The sequence below is a fragment of the Micromonospora sp. NPDC000316 genome (assembly GCF_042898885.1).
In the GTDB taxonomy this organism is placed as follows: domain Bacteria; phylum Actinomycetota; class Actinomycetes; order Mycobacteriales; family Micromonosporaceae; genus Micromonospora.
The window spans coordinates 261,562-280,173 of sequence record NZ_JBIAZG010000006.1; the positions used below are offsets into that span (position 1 = coordinate 261,562).

Genomic DNA, 18,612 nt, shown 5'->3' on the forward strand with positions numbered 1-18,612 from the left:
GGATGAGCAACGGCTGGGTGCTGCCCGACGAGATGCTCCGGGACGCGCCGGCGTACACGCCGCGTCCCGGTGAGCTCGCTGATCTGGAGCTGCTGCTGACCGGCGCGTACGCCCCCCTGACCGGCTTCATGACCCGCGCCGATCTGGTGTCGGTGAGCCGTCGTGGCCGACTGGCCGACGACACGCCGTGGCAGGTGCCGGTGACCCTGCAGGTGCCGAGCGCGCTGGCGCAGGGCTTCGATCCGCGCGACCCGGCCCGCCGGGCGCTTGTGCTTACCGACGGGGAGGGCGCACCGGCGGCCGCCCTGGACGTGGCGGACGTCTGGTCGGTCCGCGAGGGCGTGGCGGGAGTCGGCGGGCAGGTGCACCGCCTCGGCGACGGCGGCCACGGCCCGTTCCAGCGGTTGCGCCGCAGCCCGGAGGAGGTCCGCGCGCTGCTGCCACCGGGCCGGGTGCTCGGGGTCATCGCCGATCGGCCGCTGCACCGGCCGCAGCTCGCGCAGATCGCGCACGCCGCCCGCACCCTTGCCGCACACCTGCTCGTGATGATCCCGGTCGGTGAGGGCGGCGCCGGTGGGCTCGCACCGGAGGCGCTTGTGCGTGCGATCTTCGCCGCCCGGGACCGGATGCCCCCGGCGACACTGGTGGCCGTGCCCCTGTCGCACCGGCGGGAGGAGATCAGCGACGCGCTGCTGCGCGCCCGGGTCTCCGCCGCGTACGGGGTGACCCACCTGCTCTCCACCGAGGAGATGCTCGCAGGCGCCGGGCTGCGGGTGCTGGTGCCGCGCGAGTTGGCATACGACAACCGCGACGGGCAGTGGCGCTGGCGGGACGACATCCCGCCGCGTAACCGCCGCCTCGCGCTCACCCAGAACGAGATCGACGATCTGCTCGACAGGGGTTTCCCGCTGCCGGAGTGGCATACCCCTCCGGCGGTGGCGAAGGAGCTGGCCCGCGCCCGGCCGCCGCGCCGGCACCGGGGCCTGGTGGTCTTCCTGACCGGCCTGTCCGGCTCCGGCAAGTCCACAATCGCCCGAGGGCTGGCGGACGCGCTGCGCGAGAGCGGCGACCGCACGGTGACCCTCCTCGACGGTGACGTGGTGCGCCGGGAGCTGTCCGCCGGGCTCGGCTTCAGCAAGGCCGACCGGGATCTCAACGTCCGGCGGATCGGCTGGGTGGCGGCCGAGATCGCCCGGCACCGCGGGGTGGGCATCTGCTGCCCGATCGCCCCGTACGCGGCGGCGCGGGCGACCGCACGGGAGATGGCACTGGCCGCCGGGGCGGGCTTCACGCTTGTGCACGTCGCGACGCCGCTTGAGGTGTGCGAGCAGCGGGACCGCAAGGGCCTGTACGCGCGGGCGCGGGCCGGCCTACTCACCGGGATGACAGGCATCGACGACCCGTACGAGGTGCCCACCGACGCGGATCTGGTGCTCGACACCACAGATCTGAGCGTGGCGGACGCGGTCCAGGCGGTGTTGCACCACCTCACCGAGACCGGGTGGGTGGAGCTCAAGATCCCGTCTGCCTGAGGCGTCGCCCCCTTTCCTTTCATCGCTTCCGCGCACGCGCTAGTGTTCATCTTTGTTGAAACACGTTCGAGCACGTGAGATACGTGGACCCTTGGGAGGCGCGACGATGCTCGCTCAGCAGCGGCAGGCAGCCATCCTGGAGCGGGTCCGCGTGGCCGGCGGTGTCCGGGTGAGCGACCTGGCCACCGAGTTCGGCGTCTCCGACATGACCATTCGGCGCGACCTGGACGCGCTGGACGAGCGCGGCCTGCTGGCCAAGGTGCACGGCGGCGCCACCACCACCGGCCCGAGTTCGACAGACGAGCCGGGCTTCCACGCCAAGTCGGTCCGTCAACTGCCGGAGAAGGCAGCCATCGCGGACCGGGCGGCCCAGTTGGTCCGGCCGGGCGCGGCCATCGCCCTCTCCGCCGGCACCACCACCGCCGAGTTGGCCCGCAGGCTGGTGGACATCCGCGGCCTGACAGTGGTGACCAACTCGCTGCCGGTGGCCGAGATCCTGCACGCCGGCGGTCGGCCCGACCAGACGGTGGTGCTCACCGGCGGTGTGCGTACGCCGTCCGATGCCCTCGTCGGCCCGCTTGCTGTCGGCGCCGTCCGGACGCTGCACCTGGACCTGCTCTTCCTCGGCGTGCACGGCATCACCGAGCGGGCCGGCTTCACCACCCCGAACCTCATGGAGGCCGAGACCGACAGGGCGTTGGTGGCCGCGGCGGACCGGCTTGTGGTGCTCGCCGACCACACCAAGTGGGGCACCGTGGGCATCTCCTCGATCGTCGAACTCGCAGCAGCGCACGTCCTGGTCAGCGACGACCGGCTGCCTCCACCGGCACAACGGGTACTCGGCGAACAGGTAGGCGAATTGATCATGGTGAAGGCAACGGGGGCGGGCCGCGCTACGCGCACGCCGACGAGTGAGGGGACGGCGCGGTGAAGCGCACAGCGATCGACCTGGCCGACGGCCGGGAGCTGATCTACTTCGACGAGAACGACGACGCCGTCCGCGACCAGCCGGACCGCCGGGACCTGCCGCCACCGCCGCCCGCGTCGCAGCTGCGCTACGACCCACTTACCGACGAGTGGGTGGCCGTCGCCGTGCACCGGCAGACCCGCACCTTTCTCCCGCCCGCGAACGAGTGCCCGCTCGACCCGTCGGTGGGCGACCGGCTGACCGAGGTCCCGGCACCCGACTACGACGTGGTGGTCTTCGAGAACCGGTTCCCGTCGCTGAGCGGGCGGGTCGCCGGCGAGCCCGGAGAGATCACACCGTTCACACCGGTTCGGCCTGGTCTGGGCCGGTGCGAGGTGGTCTGCTTCACGTCGGACCACAACGCGTCCTTCGCCAGCCTCCCCCCGCGCCGGGTCCGCACGGTTCTGGACGCGCTCGCCGACCGCACCGAGGTGCTCGGTGAGCTGCCCGGTGTGGTGCAGGTGTTCTGCTTCGAGAACCGGGGCGTCGAGATCGGTGTCACCCTGCACCACCCGCACGGGCAGATCTACGCGTACCCCTTCGTGACGCCGCGCACCCGGGCGCTGCTGGCCGCCGCGCGCCGGCACGCGGAGCGGACTGGCGGCGGCAACCTGTACGCGGACGTGCTGGCCGCCGAGCGCGCCACAGGTGACCGGGTGGTCGTCGAGAACGACCACTGGACGGCTTTTGTGCCAGCGGCGGCCCGTTGGCCGTTCGAGGTGCACGTCGCGCCGCGCCGCGTGGTGCCGGACATCCCGGCGCTTGACGACAGCGAGCGGGACGCCTTCGGGCCGCTCTACCTCGATCTGCTGCGCCGCTTCGACGGGCTGTTCGACATGCCGATGCCCTACATCGCGGCGTGGCACCAGGCGCCGACCCGTATCGACCGCGAGCTGGGCCACCTGCATCTGCAGCTGTTCAGCATCCGGCGGGCCGCCGACAAGCTGAAGTATCTGGCCGGCTCCGAATCGGGGATGGGTGTCTTCATCAACGACATCGCCCCCGAGCGGGCCGCCGACCTGCTGCGCGCCGCCTGAGAGGGCGCCCGAGAAGGTCGGGGAACAGGGCGCGGGGGGCCCGGGACAGGGCCCCCCGCAGGGAAGGGACGGCTGGCTGTGCACGCCACAGCCGGGAAGGCTGCCTGATCGGCACGCATGCCGCTGGTCGACCGCGGTCAACCTTCCTTGGACGGGACTGGCATCTCGTCCACCCTGGTCAACGAGGCGCGCCGGGGGCGGTGACGCCGGTTTCGGGTCACCTGCGGGACACGCCGAAGGCCGCGCCACGGGCCAGGCGACACCGAAGGCGCGCCGCCGCCAGGCACGCCGAAGCCCGCCGGCGGGTGCCGGCGGGCTTCGATGATGCGGTACGCCTGGATCAGCCAGCGATCTTGCGGGCCAGGTTCTCGTCGAGCGCGTTCATGAACTCGTCGGTGGTCAGCCACGGGGCGTCGCGCGAGATGAGCAGCGCGAGGTCCTTGGTCATCTGGCCGCCCTCGACGGTGTCGACGATGACCTGCTCCAGGGTGTTGGCGAACTCGGTCACCGCCGGCGTGCCGTCCAGCTTGCCCCGGTGCGCGAGGCCCCGGGTCCAGGCGTAGATCGACGCGATCGGGTTGGTCGAGGTCTTCTCGCCCTTCTGGTACTGCCGGTAGTGCCGGGTGACAGTGCCGTGCGCGGCCTCCGCCTCGACGGTACGGCCGTCCGGGGAGAGCAGGACCGAGGTCATCAGACCCAGCGAGCCGAAGCCCTGCGCGACGGTGTCGGACTGCACGTCACCGTCGTAGTTCTTGCAGGCCCAGACGTAGCCGCCCTCCCACTTGAGCGCGGCGGCGACCATGTCGTCGATCAGCCGGTGCTCGTAGGTGATGCCGGCGGCGTCGAACTCGGCCTTGAACTCGGCCTCGAACACCTCGGCGAAGATGTCCTTGAAGCGACCGTCGTACGCCTTGAGGATGGTGTTCTTGGTCGACAGGTAGACCGGGTAGTTGCGGTCCAGGCCGTACCGGAACGAGGCCCGGGCAAAGTCCCGGATCGACTCGTCGTAGTTGTACATGCCCATGGCGATGCCGCCGCCGGGGAAGTTGGCGACCTCCATCTCCATGGGGGCGCCGCCGTCGGCGGGGGTGTAGGTGATGGTCACCGTGCCCGGGCCGGGGACGACGAAGTCGGTGGCCTTGTACTGGTCACCGTGGGCGTGCCGGCCGATGATGATCGGCTTGGTCCAGCCGGGAACCAGCCGCGGCACGTTGGACATGATGATCGGCTCGCGGAAGACGACGCCGCCGAGGATGTTGCGGATGGTGCCGTTGGGCGACCGCCACATCTTCTTCAGGCCGAACTCTTCCACCCGGGCCTCGTCCGGGGTGATGGTCGCGCACTTGACGCCGACGCCGTGCTCCTTGATGGCGTTCGCGGCGTCGACGGTGACCTGGTCGTCGGTCTCGTCGCGGTGCTGGATCGACAGGTCGTAGTAGTGCAGGTCGACGTCGAGGTAGGGCAGGATCAGCTGCTCCCGGATCTGCTTCCAGATAATCCGGGTCATCTCGTCGCCGTCGAGCTCCACGACCGGGTTGTTTACCTTGATCTTCGCCATCGGCCGGCGCTCCTCTCGGGGGACACGTGCTCAAGCAGTACGAGCGTACTGCAATTGGGCCGGCAGCCCCCACCCGGCCTGGACCGACCGGGAAAAACCGGGCTGCACGGCGCAGGAGTTCCCTGGCACCATCACCCGATGCCTCTGAGCCGCACCCTTGGGTCTATCACGGTCGCCGCACTCACCGACGGTGAGGGTGCCTTCTTCCAGCCCCGGGCCGACGCGTTTCCGGGGGCCACTGCGGCGCACTGGCGGGAGGCCGACCGGCGCGACCCGGGCATCCTCGCCACACCGCACCTGGGCGACCCCTTCACCCGGCACTGAACTCAACCGACCGAGCGAAGGGCCCGCAGGCAGTGTGCCGGCGGGCCCTTTCACAGCTGTTGGTGCGGAGATCACATGCTGGCGACGTCGCCCTGCTTGGCGCGGACGGCCTCGGCGGCCTCCTTGAGGCTTGCCAGCTCGTCGGCGTCCAGGTCGGTCTCGACGACCCGCTTGACGCCCTCGGCGCCGATCTCGGCCTCGACGCCCAGGTAGACGCCGGAGATGCCGTACTCACCGTCGACCCACGCGCAGACCGGCATGACGGCGCCGGAGTCCTCGGCGACGGCCTTGGCCATCCGGGCGGCGGCGGCGGACGGCGCGTAGTAGGCCGAACCGGTCTTGAGCAGCGCGACGACCTCGGCGCCACCGTTGCGGGTCTTGACGACCAGCTCCTCGATCTGCGCGGCCGGCATCGCGTCACGCAGCGGCTTGCCGTTGACGGTGCTCTTCGAGGGCACCGGCACCATCGTGTCGCCGTGCGAGCCCAGGGTGAGCGTGCGTACCGACGCGACAGGCACGCTCAGCGCCTCGGCGACGAAGTTGGTGAACCGCGCGCTGTCCAGCATGCCGGCCTGGCCGAGCACCCGGTTCTTCGGAAACTGGGTGGCCAGCTGAGCCAGCGCGGTCATCTCGTCCAGCGGGTTGGAGACCACGATGACCACGGCGTTCGGGGCGTACTTGGCCACGTTCTCGGACACCTGCCGGACGATCTTGGCGTTGGTCTCGAGCAGGTCCATCCGGCTCATGCCGGGCTTGCGCGGCAGGCCGGCGGTGATCACGACGACGTCGGAGCCCTCGATGTTCTCGTAGCCCTCACCGTTGGGGCCGGTGGTGACACCGACCACCTTGGTCTCGAAGCCCTCGATGGCCCGCGACTGGTTGAGGTCGAGAGCGAGACCCGCGGGCTTGCCCTCCACGATGTCGGTGATCACGACGGTGTCGAAGACGTCGTACTCGGCCAGGCGCTGTGCGGTGGTGGAGCCGTAGAAGCCAGCCCCGACGACAGTGACCTTCTTACCCATGGTCGTCCCACTCCCTGCTACCAGTCGGTTTTCCGGACCGTATCAGTCATCCTGGCACCGAACAGGCCAGGGGCGGCGGACAACGGCGGGATGGGGCGAACGTCACCGACGCCCGGTTGAGGTGGCGGCGGATGCACCTCGCCGGGTGCCGGCGGGGCGCACGGGGTCAGCCGCGCTCGGCGCGCTCCACGACGTTGGTGAGCAGCATGGCCCGGGTCATCGGGCCGACACCACCAGGCATCGGCACCAGCCCACCGGCCGTCCCGGCCACCTCCGGGTCGACGTCGCCGGTGTAGCGGCCCTTGCCGTCGGGGCCGATCACCCGGGTGATGCCCACGTCGACGACGACCGCGCCGGGCCGGATCATGTCGGCGGTGAGCAGGCCGGGTACGCCGGCCGCGACGATCACGATGTCGGCGGCCCGGGTGTGCGAGGCGAGGTCGAGCGTGCCGGTGTGGCAGAGGGTCACTGTGGCGTTCTCGCTGCGGCGGGTGAGCAGCAGGCCGAGCGGGCGGCCGACGGTGTTGCCCCGGCCGACCACGGCGACTGTGGCACCGCGCAGCGCCACGTCGTGCCGGCGGAGCAGCTCCACGATGCCGCGCGGGGTGCAGGGCAGCGGGCCGTCGTAGCCGAGGACGAGCCGACCCAGGTTGACCGGGTGCAGGCCGTCGGCGTCCTTGGCCGGGTCGATCAGCTCCAGCACCCGCTGGGTGTCGAGGTGGGCGGGCAGCGGCAGCTGGACGATGTAGCCGTGGCACGCCGGGTCGGCGTTCAGCTCGGCCAGGACGTCGTCGACCTGCTGCTGGGTGGCGTCGGCCGGCAGTTCCCGGCGGATCGAGGCGATGCCGACCTCGGCGCAGTCGCGGTGTTTGCCGTTGACGTACGCCTGACTGCCCGGGTCGGCACCGACCAGGACCGTACCCAGTCCGGGGATGATGCCGCGTTCCGCGAGTGCCTTCACGCGTATCCGCAGCTCTTCCTTGATCTCCGCTGCGGTCGCCTTGCCGTCCAGAACCGTCGCCGTCACGACCAGATCGTCTCACGCCCGACACCCGCCCTTCGGAGGACCTCGCGCGACGGGGCACCGGCACCCGATTCAGTCACCGATAGTGACCCAGATCTCGTCACTATCGGTGACATTTTGTGGAACTGGTCACGCGCGGACCGGTCAGAACGAGCGGGCGGGCAGAGCTCGGACGACGAACCGCGCAAGGGCGAATCCAGGGCCAGACGAACACAGCAGGTGCCGGACATCGACGGGAAAATGCCCAGCTCAGTGCCGGTGAGTCCGGTTCCGGCCCGCCAACTGACGCGTGCGTCACACGGCGAAGTATTCCGACCGTTATGCACCCGGCATCGGGCCGTTGTCGAAGGCCAGTAGCCCGACCTACCGTTACCACTTGTTGCGCAGCGTAAACCCAGCGTCGGGCTTGACTGCGCAGCGTGAGGAGATGAGGAGGCACGATGCGAGTTCGTAGACTCGCCGCCTGGACCGCCCTCCCGCTCGCGGTGACGCTGGGCCTCGCGGCCTGCGGCAGCGGCGGAGACAACGGATCCGGTGGCAGCGACAGTTCGGCGGTAAGCATCCAGATCGCCGAACCGAAGCACCTGGTTCCCACAAACACCACCGAGACGTCGGGAGCGCAGGTGCTCGCCGGCCTGTTCAGCCCGCTCGTCGACTACGACGCCCAGAACAAGCCCTACGAGGTCGCGGCAGAGTCGGTGACCTCTCCGGACAACAAGGTCTGGACGATCAAGCTCAAGGACGGCTTCACCTTCCACAACGGTGAGAAGGTCACGTCCGAGGACTACATCAACGCCTGGAACTACGGCGCGTACGCCCCCAACGGCCAGGACAGCAACTACTTCTTCGAGAAGATCGCTGGCTACGCCGACCTGCAGGGCAAGGAGCCGAAGGCCAAGGAGATGTCCGGGCTGAAGAAGGTCGACGACCTCACCTTCACCGTGACGTTGTCCGAGCCGTACATCGACTTCAAGACGACTCTTGGCTACACCGCGTTCTTCCCACTGCCGGACGCCGCGTTCTCGGCCCCGGGCGTGGTGAAGGACTCGTACGAGCAGGCCCCGATCGGGCAGGGCCCCTTCAAGATGAAGGGCTCCTGGCAGCACGACAGCAAGATCGAGGTCGAGCGGTACGACGCGTACCCGGGCGAGAAGCCCAAGGTCAAGAACGTCGAGTTCCGGATCTACCAGCAGCTCACCGCGGCCTACGCGGACGTCCTGGCGGACAACCTGGACGTGCTGCCCACGATCCCGACCGAGAGCCTGAGCACCGCGCCGACCGACCTGGGCGACCGCTACAAGACCAGCCCGATGTCGTCGTTCCAGTTCCTGGCGTTCCCGACGTTCGACAAGGACTACAGCAACCCGGACGTGCGTAAGGCCATCTCGATGGCGATCGACCGTGACGAGATCACCAAGTCGGTCTTCAAGGGCTCGCAGGAGTCCGCCCGCTCGTTCGTCTCGCCGGTGCTGCCGGGCTACCGGGAGAACACCGCGGGCAGCGCCGGGGAGTTCAACCCGACCGAGGCCAAGAAGCTCTACCAGGCCGCCGGTGGTCCCTCGAAGATCGTCATCTCCTACAACGGCGACGGCGGTCACAAGGACTGGGTCGACGCCACGGTCAACCAGCTCAAGGCCAACCTGGGTGTCGACGCCGTCGGCTCGGCCGAGCCGAAGTTCGCCGACCTGCTGACAAAGGTCGAGAACAAGACGCCTGTGGGTGCGTTCCGGATGGGTTGGGTCATGGACTACCCGACCATGGAGGACTACCTCGGCCCGCTGTACAGCACCAACGGCTCGTCGAACTACTACGGCTACAGCAACCCGGAGTTCGACAGGCTGGTCAAGGAGGGTTCCGCCGCCAAGACGCAGGACGAGGCGATCGCCAAGTACCAGCAGGCGGAGGACATCCTGGCCAAGGACATGCCGGTGATCCCGCTCCGCTTCGGCGAGAACGTGTTCGGCCACTCGTCCAAGGTCAAGAACGTCGAGATGGACCTGTTCCAGCGGGTCAACCTCGTGAAGATCGAAGCGGCCAGCTGAGCTGACCAAGTGCGGGCCACCCGGGCGACGACGCCCGGGTGGCCCGGACCGCGCTGTGCCCGCCGGCCCCGCTCACGCGGGTCCGACATCAGCGGCGCAGACCTCCCCCGGCCCGACGGCACATCTCAGATATTTCGGGTACGACCAGAGATGCCGTCCTGCGACCCTTTCGCATAATTCCGGAGAGACTGCTAAGCATGTTCCGCTACATCCTTCGGCGCCTCCTCCAGATGGTCCTGGCGTTCTTCGGGACCACCCTGATCGTCTACGCGCTGATGTTCGCCGGCCAGGGTGACCCCATCCAGGCCCTCGCGGGCGAACGACCGGTGACCGAGGCCCAGCGGGCCTACCTGACGGAGAAGTACCACCTGGACGCGACAGGCGTCGGCGGCTTCTTCTACCGCTACTTCGACTATGTGAAGAACCTGCTCCAGGGTGATCTCGGCCAGTCCCTGACCGGCCGGCAGATCGGCGACATCCTGCAGGCCGCCTGGCCGGTCACCGTGAAGCTCGCGATCATCGCGCTCGCCGTGGCGATCATCTTCGGGGTGAGCGCCGGTGTGATCGCCGGCATCCGCCGGGCCAGCATCTTCGACAACTCGACGCTGGTGCTGACGCTGCTGGTGCTGGGCATCCCGACAATCGTGCTGGCGCCACTCGCGCAGTACTTCCTGGGCGTCAAATGGCAGGTCTTCCCACCCACCGCCGGCTCCGAGCCGACGTTCTACGCTCTGCTGCTGCCCGGCATCGTGCTCGGCTCGCTGTCGCTTGCCACCGCGTTGCGGTTGACCCGCACGTCGGTGGCCGAGAACCTCCGCGCCGACTACGTCCGCACCGCCCGATCCAAGGGCCTGGTCAAACGCCGCATCGTCACAGTCCACGTGCTGCGCAACTCCCTCATTCCGGTGGTCACCTTCCTCGGTGTGGAGCTTGGCAACCTGATGAGCGGCGCGATCATCACCGAGGGCGTCTTCAACATCCCCGGTGTGGGCTTCAACCTCTTCCGCGGCATCCGCACCGAGGACGGCCCCCTGGTGGTGGGCATCGTCAGCGTGCTCGTCGTGGTCTACCTGGTCTCGAACCTGGTGGTGGACGTCCTTTACGCCGTACTCGACCCGAGGATCCGCTATGAGTGAGCGCAGCGAGGTGCCGGCATGAGTGACTTCGAAACTGTTGCGGCCACCGAGAACCAGGCCGCACGGCGTGGCCCCTCCGGCGAGCCGGGCGCGCCCAACCAGATCGACGCGCCGCACAAACCGCGCAGCCTGGCCGGCGACGCCTGGCGCGACCTGCGCCGCAACCCCATCTTCTGGATCTCGTCGGCGCTTGTCGTCATCTTCACCCTGATGGCCATCGCCCCCGGCCTGTTCACCGCCAACAGCCCGAACGACTGCCTGCTGTCCCGGCAGCACGCCGGGCCGTCCGGCGGGGCCATCTTCGGGTACGACTTCCAGGGCTGTGACACGTACTCCCGAGCGGTCTACGGCACGCGGGCCTCGCTGCTTGTCGGCGCGCTCGCCGCGCTCGGCACCGGCGTGATCGCGCTGACGGTCGGCATGCTCGCCGGGTACTTCGGCCGTTGGATCGACGCGGTGCTCTCCCGGGTGATCGACGTGGTGCTCGGCATCCCGCTGCTGCTGGCCGCGATCGTGCTGCTCAAGCGCGTCTCCAGCGACAGCGTGAACGCCCGGATCGCCGCGGTGATCTTCGTGCTGGCCATCCTCGGCTGGACCACGGCGGCACGCGTCGTCCGCTCCTCGGTGATCACCGCCAAGGAGCAGGACTACGTGGCGGCGGCCCGGATGCTCGGTGCCGGCAACGGCCGGATCATGTGGCGGCACATCCTGCCGAACTCGCTGGCCCCGGCCATCGTCGTGCTGACCATCGCGCTCGGCTCGTTCATCGCCGCCGAGGCCACGCTCTCGTTCCTGGGCATCGGCCTGAAGGCCCCAACCATCTCGTGGGGCCAGGACATCGACACCGGCCGGATCCACATGCGGGAGGCGGCGACCCCGCTGATCGTCCCGTCGGCCTTCCTCGCGCTGACCGTGCTGGCGTTCATCATGCTCGGCGACGCGATCCGTGACGCCTTCGACCCGAAGCTGCGGTGAGGGCCTCCATGCGAGCGCGAGGAGTGAGCGAAGCGAGCCCCGCAGTCGCGAGCGAAAGGCAGGCCATGCGAGCGAGCGAAGCGAGCCCCGCAGTCGCGAGCGAAAGGCAGGCACCATCATGAGCGTTCAACCCACGCCCGCCTCCGCCACCCCGGACGGCGGCCACCTGCTGGAGCTGCGGGACCTGCACATCGAGTTCCGCACCCACGAGGGCGTGGCCCAGGTGATCAACGGCGTGTCGTACCACCTGGACGCCGGGGAGACCCTCGCGGTGCTCGGCGAGTCCGGCTCCGGCAAGTCGGTCACCGCCCAGGCGATCATGGGCATCCTGGACACCCCGCCCGCGTTCGTCCGCTCCGGTCAGATCCTCTACCAGGGTCAGGACCTGCTCACCAGCTCCGAGGAACAGCGCCGGCAGGTCCGCGGCAAGGAGATCGCGATGATCTTCCAGGACGCGCTCTCCGCGCTGAACCCGGTCTTCCCGGTCGGCTGGCAGATCGGCGAGACGCTGCGCCAGCGCGCCGGCATGTCCCGGGGCGACGCCCGCCGCCGGGCGGTCGAGCTGATGGACCTGGTCAAGATCCCCGGTGCCGCCAAACGGATCGGCGACTATCCGCACCAGTTCTCCGGCGGCATGCGGCAACGCGTCATGATCGCTATGGCACTGGCACTCAACCCGAAGGTGCTCATCGCCGACGAACCCACCACGGCGCTCGACGTCACAGTGCAGGCCCAGATCATGGACCTGCTGGCCGACCTGCGCCGGGACCTCAACATGGCCATGATCCTGATCACCCACGACCTGGGTGTGGTCGCCGGCGTCGCGGACCGGATCGCGGTCATGTACGCCGGCCGGATCGTCGAGCACGCCGATGTCCGCTCGCTCTACAAGGCGCCCGCCCACCCGTACACAAAGGGGTTGTTGGAATCGATCCCGCGGATGGACGTCCGCGGCCAGGAACTGTCGACGATCAAGGGGTTGCCGCCGAACCTGATGCGCATCCCCTCCGGCTGCCCGTTCCACCCCCGCTGCCCCTACGTCCAGCAGGTCTGCGTGGACGTCGTGCCGCATGACCTGGTCCTCGGTGACGGCCGGACCAGTGCTTGCCACTTCGCGCAGGAGGTCCGTGATGACAGCGCCCGCTAGCCCCGCCAAGGTCCGGGGCGAGACGATCCTCTCCGTCGACAACCTGGTGAAGCACTTCCCGATCAGCCAGGGCGTGCTGTTCCAGCGGCAGATCGGCGCCGTGAAGGCCGTCGACGGCGTGAGCTTCGAACTGCGCCGGGGCGAGACGCTCGGCGTCGTCGGCGAGTCCGGCTGCGGCAAGTCCACCCTCGCGCGGCTGCTGATGCGGCTGGAGACACCCACCTCCGGGCGGGCCACCCTGGAGGGCAAGGACCTGTTCAAGGCCTCCGGCGGCGAGCTGCGTCGACTGCGCCGCAACATGCAGATGGTCATGCAGGACCCGTACACCTCGCTGAACCCGCGGATGACAGTCGGCGACATCATCGGCGAGCCGTTCGAGATCCACCGGGACGCGGCTCCGAAGGGCAGCAAGCAGAAGCGGGTCCAGGAGTTGCTGGACGTCGTCGGGCTCAACCCGGAGCACATCAACAGGTACCCGCACCAGTTCTCCGGCGGTCAGCGCCAGCGCATCGGCATCGCCCGCGCGCTCGCGCTACGCCCCGAGGTGATCGTCTGCGACGAGCCGGTCTCCGCGCTCGACGTCTCCATCCAGGCCCAGGTGATCAACCTGCTGGAGCAGCTCCAGGACGAGTTCGGACTGTCGTACATCTTCATCGCCCATGACCTGTCCGTGGTGCGGCACATCGCCGACCGGGTCGCGGTCATGTACCTCGGCCGGATCGTCGAGATCGGCACCGAGGACGAGATCTACGAGCGGGCGACCCACCCGTACACCCAGGCGTTGCTGTCAGCCGTGCCGGTGCCGGACCCGGAGGCACGCGACCAGCGCAACATGATCCGGCTGGTCGGCGACGTGCCCAGCCCGGCTGACCCGCCGAGCGGCTGCCACTTCCGGACCCGCTGCTGGAAGGCCCAGGACATCTGCGCCGTCGAGGACCCCAAGACAGTCCCGAGAGCAGCCGACCCCCACCCGTCCGCCTGCCACTTCGCCGAACTCCGCCCCGCAGCCCAGTAACCCACCCGGCCCGGCCTCCCCCGTTGACCATGAAGTTATAGCTCCGACACGCCGGTGAGCGTGCCGATAACTTCATGGTCAACGGGGGGCCGAGCGGGTGCGGGTGCGGGTGCGGGCCCGGGGGTTGGGGTTAGTGGAAGAAGTGGCGGGTGCCGGTCAGGTACATCGTTACGTTTGCCTTCTTGGCCGCGGCGATGACTTCCTCGTCGCGGATCGAGCCGCCGGGCTGCACGATGGCGCGGACGCCGGCGTCGATGAGGATCTGCGGGCCGTCGGCGAACGGGAAGAACGCGTCCGACGCGGCGACCGAACCCCGGGCCCGCTCGGCGCCGGCGCGGTTGACCGCGAGCTGCGCCGAGTCGACCCGGTTGACCTGACCCATGCCGACCCCGACGGTGGCGCCGTCCTTGGCGAGCAGGATCGCGTTGCTCTTCACCGCGCGGACCGCCCGCCAGGCGAACGCGAGGTCCCGCAGCAGCTCCTCGTCGGCGGCCTCTCCGGTCGCCAACTGCCAGCTCGCCGGGTCGTCGCCGGGGGCGTCCACCCGGTCGGCGACCTGGGACAGCACGCCACCTGCCACCTGCCGCCACTCGACAATCGCCGGGCTCCAGGCCGGCGCGCGCAGCAGCCGGATGTTCTTCTTGCCCTGCAACACCTCGACGGCGCCCTCGTCGAAGCCGGGGGCGACCACCACCTCGGTGAAGATCTCGGCCACCTGCCGGGCCATCTCGACCGAGACCGGGCGGTTGACCGCGATGACGCCGCCGAACGCCGACACCGGGTCACAGGCGTGCGCCAGGCGGTGCGCCTCGGCCACGTCCGCGCCGACCGCGATGCCGCACGGGTTGGCGTGCTTGATGATCGCCACGGCCGGCTGGTCGGCGAAGTCGTTCGCGGCCCGCCAGGCGGCGTCCGCGTCGACGTAGTTGTTGTAGGACATCTCCTTGCCGTGCAACTGCTCGGCCTGGGCCAGCCCCGCCGGGGCGTCCGGGTCGACGTAGAGCGCGGCGGGCTGGTGCGGGTTCTCCCCGTACCGCAGCACGGTCGACTTGCGCAGCGCCGTCCCGGCGAACGTCGGCCAGGAGTCGTCGGCCGGGGCCAGCTCCTTGGCGCACCACTGGGCGACAGCCACGTCGTACTCGGCGATGTCGGCGTACGCCCGGGCGGCAAGCGCGCGGCGCTGGGCCAGGGTGAATCCACCCTCGTCGAGCGCGCCGAGCAGCGCCGGGTAAGCGGCCGGGTCGGTGAGTACGGCGACCGAGGCGTGGTTCTTGGCGGCGGCCCGCACCATGGCCGGGCCACCGATGTCGATCTGCTCCACGCACTCCTCGACGCCCGCGCCGGAGGCGACAGTCGCCTGGAACGGGTAGAGGTTGGAGACGAGCAGGTCGAACGCGGCCACCCCCAACTCGTCGAGCTGGGCGACGTGGGTGTCCTTGCGCAGGTCGGCGAGCAGACCCGCGTGCACCTTCGGGTGCAGGGTCTTCACCCGACCGTCGAGCACCTCGGGGAACCCGGTCACCGTCTCCACGGGGGTCACCGGCACGCCGGCGGCGGCGATGGTGCCCGCCGTGCTCCCGGTGGACACGATCTCCACACCGGCGGCGTGCAGGGCCTGCGCCAGCTCGACCAGCCCGGTCTTGTCATAGACGCTGACCAGCGCCCGCCTGATCGGGCGACGCCCGTCCTGAGTGGGACTCACGGAACCGTGACCTTCCTTCCGGTGATGGTCCAGCCTTCGCGGACCAGGCGACCGACCTGCTCGACGAGCTGCCGTCGCTCGGCTTCCTTGATGCGCTCGGTGAGCGCGTCCACGTCGTCGTCGTCGAGCACCGGCACCGCGACCTGCGCCACGATGGGCCCGGTGTCCATGCCGGCGTCGACGAAGAAGAGCGTGGCCCCGGTGAGCTTGACGCCGTAGGCGAGTGCGTCACGCGGGCCGTGGATGCCGGGGAACGCCGGCAGCAGGGTGTTGTGGGTGTTCAGGTAGCGGTCGCCGAATGCGGCGAGGAAGTGCGGGCCGACCAGCTTGAGGAAGCCGGCGGAGATGACCAGGTCGGGTTGGTGCTTCGCGACGTGCGCGGTGAGCGCCCGATCCCAGTCCTCCCGGGTGTCGTGGTCGCGGACCCGCTCGACGAAGGTCGGCACCCCCGCCGCTTCGGCCCGGTCCAGGCCCGCGATGCCGTCGCGGTCCGCGCCGACCGCGACCACCTGCGCGCCGTACGCGGGATCAGCGGCGGCATCCAACAGGGACTGAAGGTTGCTCCCGGAGCCGGAGATGAGGACGACGATGCGGGCGGCGGACGCGGGCTCGGTCACCGGGCCAGCCTATCGGGCAGGTCAGGAGGCCCTTCGGCTGGGCGGTGCCGATCTCCGACAGTGCCGACGGGCATCGACCCGGTACGCTGCCGGTCGCTCGGCCCGCACCCCCGTTAGCGTTCCGGCACGCCAACCGTGTCGTTGGAATGAGGAGCACCCCCATGCAGCCCGGTCACCACCCCCAGCAGCAACCGCCGATCGACAACAACATGACGATGTCGATCGTCGCTGTCTTCCTCTTCTGGCCGCTGGCCATCCCGGCGATCATCAACGCGTCGAAGGTCAACCCACTGCTTCAGCAGGGTGACTACGCCGGGGCGCAGGCCGCGGCCACAGAATCACGCAAGTGGTCCAAATGGGCCCTTATCGTGGGTATCACGTGGTATGTCATCGTGTTGCTGTGCTGCGCGTTGGGCGGTCTGGGCGCGATCATGAGTGGGAACAGCAGCAGTAACTGACGGAACAAATCCAAGGAGCTCTTCGAATGCAGCCCGGCAACCCCGGTCAGGACCCGTACGGCCAGCAGCCCAACGACCCGACCTCACCCCCGCCGCCGCACGACCCGTACGCCCCGCCGCCGGCCGCCCCGTACGGCCAGCAGCCCACCTCGGGCCAGCCGTACGGCCAGCAGCCCACCTCCGGCCAGCCGTACGGCCAGCCGCAGCAGGACCCGTACGGCCAGCAGCCGCAGTACGGCCAGCCGCCGCAGGACCCGTACGGTCAGCAGCCGCAGTACGGGCAGCAGCCGCAGTACGGTGGCGCGCCCTCGTACCCGAACGCCGGCTACCCGCAGCAGCAGGGCCAGAACAACACCCTCGGCCTGGTGTCGATGATCCTCGGCATCGCGTCGATCCCGCTGATCTGCTGCCTCTACCTGGGCATCCCCGTCGGCATCGCCGGCGTGGTGACCGGTTACCTGGCGCAGCAGAAGGTCGCCCAGGGCCAGGCCAACAACGGCGGCCAGGCCAAGGCCGGCCTGATCTGCGGTGCGGTCGGTGCCGGGTTGGGCATCCTGCTGATCATCCTGAGCATCTTCGCGAACATCAACCTGCCGGCTCAGCCCTGAGCGGTCCGGCCCTGACGGGGCGCTCCGGATTCGTCCGGGGCGCCCCGCGCCGTCCCCACCACCAGCACTGTCAGGTCGGCGAACCGGTCAGTTTCAGCGGCGAGCCCGGTCGGGCTCCGGGTCGCGCGGTGGGGCATGGCCACCACCTGGGCTCCGAACGAGCGCCCGGGTGGCGGCGGCCCCGAGCAGCGCGCCGACCGCGATGACACCTGCCGCCACCACCCCGACCTGCCAGGCCACCGGCCCGACCTGCGCCAGTCGGCCGGCACCGAGCGGCCCGCCGGAGATCGCGGCGGCCACGCCGAGCAGCACGCCTGCCACCGGCCCGGCAAGCGCTGCCGGCGCCAGCAGCCCGGCCCAGCGCCGCGGGGCCCGCTCCGGCCCGGCGAGACGGCCCACCCGTCGGGCCAGCAGCCAGCCGACGACCATCCCGGCCAGCACCGGCACCGCGAGCAGCAGGGCACCGAGGCCGTCCACGGGACCGCGGGGCAGGCCGGCGAGCAGCGGGATGGCCGGCAGCGCACCCACCGACACCTCGCTTGTGCGGACGGCGGTGTCGACGCCGACGGCGAAACCGGGCCCGAGCAGGTAGCTGGTCGACCAGATCGCCGCGTTCGGCGCGTACGCCATGCTGACCAGGGTGATCCCGGCCTGCCCGGCCACTCCGGTCTGGTACGCGCCGATCATGTCCGCGGCGTCACCGCCGCCGGTGGCCACGGCCAGGCCTGCCGCGCCGGCACCGGCCCCGAGCAGCAGGAGCGCGGCGACTAGCCCGGCACGCACGGCATCCCGCAGCGGACCGGGCATCCGGGCGACGAGCAGTCGGGTCACGGCGGTGATCCGGGTCGCGCCGACAAGCGCGGCGAGCGTGCCGACCACGGCGAACGTGGCTGCTGCCCGCACCAGTGGCACATCCGGCCCGCCCGCGCTCACCAGCATCGCGGCCAGCGCGCCGAGCAGCGCGTACGCCAGGCCGACCGCGCCCGCACCGATCAGCGCTCGACGCGGTGAGCGGCTGTCGCGGGCACCGATCGCGCGGCTGACGTGCACGCCGGCCCGGGTCAGTCGCCAGAGCGCGAGCACTGTCAGCGCCAGCGGAGCGAGCCCGAACGGGCCGGACTCGGTGTGCAGTGGCACACCGTGCCCCACCAGCCAGCCGGCAAGTGCGGTGCGCAGGGTGCCGCTCAGGGTGGTGGAGTCCGCGCCGAGCTGCACCAGGCCGAGAACGATGGCGACCGGCAGGTATGAGGTGAGGGCTGCCCAGCCGGCGGCCACCCCTGCGGCGACGGGCAGCGGTGCCCGCCCGCGCGGCGACTCACCGGCGCGGGGCGCGGGCACCCGCCGACGCGGTGTGGCGCGGTCGACCGACCGGTCGTCGGCGCCCACACCGCCGGAACGGCTGGGGCGGTCAGGGGTGTCGGGGGACATCCGCTCTACTCTGGCACGTC

17 protein-coding genes are annotated in these 18,612 nt (G+C 70.2%); 11 read left to right on the forward strand and 6 right to left on the reverse strand.

What is annotated here, in order from left to right:
* Nucleotides 1-2 precede the first annotated feature (2 nt).
* The 3 genes from cysC (at nucleotide 3) to galT (ending at nucleotide 3,536) form a co-directional block, all read left to right on the forward strand.
* Nucleotides 3-1,532 (forward strand): adenylyl-sulfate kinase, encoded by a 1,530-nt coding sequence (gene cysC, locus ACFY2Q_RS16060; protein WP_387130790.1) that lies wholly within the window; start codon nucleotides 3-5, stop codon nucleotides 1,530-1,532.
* Nucleotides 1,533-1,638: 106 nt separating this feature from the next.
* On the forward strand, nucleotides 1,639-2,463 hold the full coding sequence (locus ACFY2Q_RS16065) for a DeoR/GlpR family DNA-binding transcription regulator (RefSeq protein ID WP_387130792.1): 825 nt from the start codon (nucleotides 1,639-1,641) through the stop codon (nucleotides 2,461-2,463).
* Nucleotides 2,460-3,536, forward strand: a complete 1,077-nt coding sequence (gene galT / locus ACFY2Q_RS16070; RefSeq protein WP_387130794.1) for a galactose-1-phosphate uridylyltransferase — start codon at nucleotides 2,460-2,462, stop codon at nucleotides 3,534-3,536. The genes ACFY2Q_RS16065 and galT overlap by 4 nt, the downstream gene beginning before the upstream one ends.
* 340 nt (nucleotides 3,537-3,876) lie before the next feature.
* On the opposite strand, the gene ACFY2Q_RS16075 is transcribed toward galT, so the two are convergent.
* The gene (locus ACFY2Q_RS16075; RefSeq protein WP_357007170.1) at nucleotides 3,877-5,094 is read right to left on the reverse strand and encodes an NADP-dependent isocitrate dehydrogenase; all 1,218 of its coding nucleotides are present in this window, start codon (nucleotides 5,092-5,094) and stop codon (nucleotides 3,877-3,879) included.
* A 138-nt stretch (nucleotides 5,095-5,232) separates the two neighbouring features.
* Between ACFY2Q_RS16075 and ACFY2Q_RS16080 the strand changes: the two genes are divergently transcribed.
* Entirely contained in the window at nucleotides 5,233-5,418 is a 186-nt protein-coding gene (locus tag ACFY2Q_RS16080) for a hypothetical protein (RefSeq protein ID WP_387130796.1), read from the forward strand.
* 71 nt (nucleotides 5,419-5,489) lie between these two features.
* On the opposite strand, the gene ACFY2Q_RS16085 is transcribed toward ACFY2Q_RS16080, so the two are convergent.
* Both ACFY2Q_RS16085 and ACFY2Q_RS16090 read right to left on the reverse strand, forming a co-directional pair.
* Nucleotides 5,490-6,440, reverse strand: a complete 951-nt coding sequence (locus tag ACFY2Q_RS16085; protein ID WP_387130798.1) for a malate dehydrogenase — start codon at nucleotides 6,438-6,440, stop codon at nucleotides 5,490-5,492.
* A 166-nt stretch (nucleotides 6,441-6,606) separates the two neighbouring features.
* A complete protein-coding gene (locus ACFY2Q_RS16090) occupies nucleotides 6,607-7,467 on the reverse strand; it encodes a bifunctional methylenetetrahydrofolate dehydrogenase/methenyltetrahydrofolate cyclohydrolase (protein WP_387130800.1) in 861 nt (286 codons plus the stop codon).
* A gap of 437 nt (nucleotides 7,468-7,904) precedes the next feature.
* Here ACFY2Q_RS16090 and ACFY2Q_RS16095 point away from each other — a divergent pair, with 437 nt between their 5' ends.
* The 5 genes from ACFY2Q_RS16095 to ACFY2Q_RS16115 all read left to right on the forward strand — a co-directional run bounded on the left by ACFY2Q_RS16095 (nucleotide 7,905) and on the right by ACFY2Q_RS16115 (nucleotide 13,779).
* On the forward strand, nucleotides 7,905-9,506 hold the full coding sequence (locus ACFY2Q_RS16095; protein ID WP_387130802.1) for an ABC transporter substrate-binding protein: 1,602 nt from the start codon (nucleotides 7,905-7,907) through the stop codon (nucleotides 9,504-9,506).
* A gap of 197 nt (nucleotides 9,507-9,703) precedes the next feature.
* A complete protein-coding gene (locus ACFY2Q_RS16100; RefSeq protein ID WP_387130803.1) occupies nucleotides 9,704-10,642 on the forward strand; it encodes an ABC transporter permease in 939 nt (312 codons plus the stop codon).
* Nucleotides 10,643-10,660: 18 nt separating this feature from the next.
* Nucleotides 10,661-11,617, forward strand: coding sequence for an ABC transporter permease (locus ACFY2Q_RS16105; protein ID WP_387130805.1), 957 nt, complete (start codon nucleotides 10,661-10,663; stop codon nucleotides 11,615-11,617).
* A 118-nt stretch (nucleotides 11,618-11,735) separates the two neighbouring features.
* Nucleotides 11,736-12,764, forward strand: a complete 1,029-nt coding sequence (locus tag ACFY2Q_RS16110) for an ABC transporter ATP-binding protein (protein WP_387130807.1) — start codon at nucleotides 11,736-11,738, stop codon at nucleotides 12,762-12,764.
* Nucleotides 12,748-13,779 (forward strand): ABC transporter ATP-binding protein, encoded by a 1,032-nt coding sequence (locus ACFY2Q_RS16115; RefSeq protein WP_387130809.1) that lies wholly within the window; start codon nucleotides 12,748-12,750, stop codon nucleotides 13,777-13,779. The genes ACFY2Q_RS16110 and ACFY2Q_RS16115 overlap by 17 nt, the downstream gene beginning before the upstream one ends.
* A 130-nt stretch (nucleotides 13,780-13,909) precedes the next feature.
* Here ACFY2Q_RS16115 and purH read toward each other — a convergent pair whose 3' ends face one another.
* Nucleotides 13,910-15,481 (reverse strand): bifunctional phosphoribosylaminoimidazolecarboxamide formyltransferase/IMP cyclohydrolase, encoded by a 1,572-nt coding sequence (purH, locus tag ACFY2Q_RS16120; RefSeq protein WP_387130811.1) that lies wholly within the window; start codon nucleotides 15,479-15,481, stop codon nucleotides 13,910-13,912.
* On the reverse strand, nucleotides 15,478-16,098 hold the full coding sequence (gene purN / locus ACFY2Q_RS16125) for a phosphoribosylglycinamide formyltransferase (protein WP_357007141.1): 621 nt from the start codon (nucleotides 16,096-16,098) through the stop codon (nucleotides 15,478-15,480). The genes purH and purN overlap by 4 nt, the downstream gene beginning before the upstream one ends.
* A 161-nt stretch (nucleotides 16,099-16,259) precedes the next feature.
* Between purN and ACFY2Q_RS16130 the strand changes: the two genes are divergently transcribed.
* Nucleotides 16,260-16,556, forward strand: coding sequence for a CD225/dispanin family protein (locus tag ACFY2Q_RS16130; protein ID WP_387130813.1), 297 nt, complete (start codon nucleotides 16,260-16,262; stop codon nucleotides 16,554-16,556).
* A 26-nt stretch (nucleotides 16,557-16,582) separates the two neighbouring features.
* Nucleotides 16,583-17,164, forward strand: coding sequence for a DUF4190 domain-containing protein (locus ACFY2Q_RS16135; RefSeq protein WP_387130815.1), 582 nt, complete (start codon nucleotides 16,583-16,585; stop codon nucleotides 17,162-17,164).
* Between the two features lie 93 nt (nucleotides 17,165-17,257).
* Here the strand turns inward: ACFY2Q_RS16135 and ACFY2Q_RS16140 are convergent, their stop codons facing one another.
* Complete coding sequence (locus ACFY2Q_RS16140) at nucleotides 17,258-18,592, reverse strand: DUF6350 family protein (RefSeq protein WP_387130817.1); 1,335 nt, start codon at nucleotides 18,590-18,592, stop codon at nucleotides 17,258-17,260.
* Nucleotides 18,593-18,612 lie beyond the last annotated feature (20 nt).